Origin of the sequence: Vibrio sp. OPT24 (assembly GCF_015163545.1) — a bacterium.
GTDB classification, from domain to species: domain Bacteria; phylum Pseudomonadota; class Gammaproteobacteria; order Enterobacterales; family Vibrionaceae; genus Vibrio; species Vibrio cyclitrophicus.
Map to the genome: position 1 here is coordinate 1 of NZ_JADDYI010000066.1, position 585 is coordinate 585.

Sequence of the window (585 nt, forward strand, 5' to 3'; positions counted from 1 at the left end):
ATAACGCCCTGTTAAGGTGTGAGCAACGCAATACAAAGGCCGCCGCATACCACCTTAAACACTAAAACCAACGCATAGTAAAAATGCCACGCGTTGCGAATCACTCTTAAACAGTTTGTTATGTGTTTACTCAAAGTACCCCTCGGAAGCAATTGCAACCGATTGAAAGTACAACCCTTCACCTTCTTCTAAGTCAGGAAGAGTTGGACGCCAGAAAGATAACTGAAGCTCTTTAAATACGTAGCTATAGCCTAACTCTGGATCAGAATGATCATAGTTACCTTCTAGCTGAATTCGTTCGAGCACATTAGTCGCTAATGCCCTATGTACGTCAAAGCCAAGCAAGGTCGTTGAAAACAACTCAGACACAGCGGCTTCAATGAACTCAACTCTTCCTTCATTATCAAAATCTACCATGAGACCGTCTAAAAAATGATGGCGATGACCATAGATGCAATTTGGAGCTCCGATAACATTGATCACTTCAGTTTCTGTCATACCGAGCTTGACTGGACCGATTGAGTTTCTTAGTTGAATTTCGAAAATTTCCATTTTTATCCTAAAAACACATAACGCCCAATTAAG

At 41.2% G+C, this 585-nt stretch carries 1 protein-coding gene; it reads right to left on the reverse strand.

Annotated features, from left to right (window positions below; genetic code table 11):
• Positions 1 to 126 precede the first annotated feature (126 nt).
• A complete protein-coding gene (locus tag IQO02_RS20060; protein ID WP_016769268.1) occupies positions 127 to 552 on the reverse strand; it encodes a hypothetical protein in 426 nt (141 codons plus the stop codon).
• Between the last annotated feature and the right edge of the window lie 33 nt (positions 553 to 585).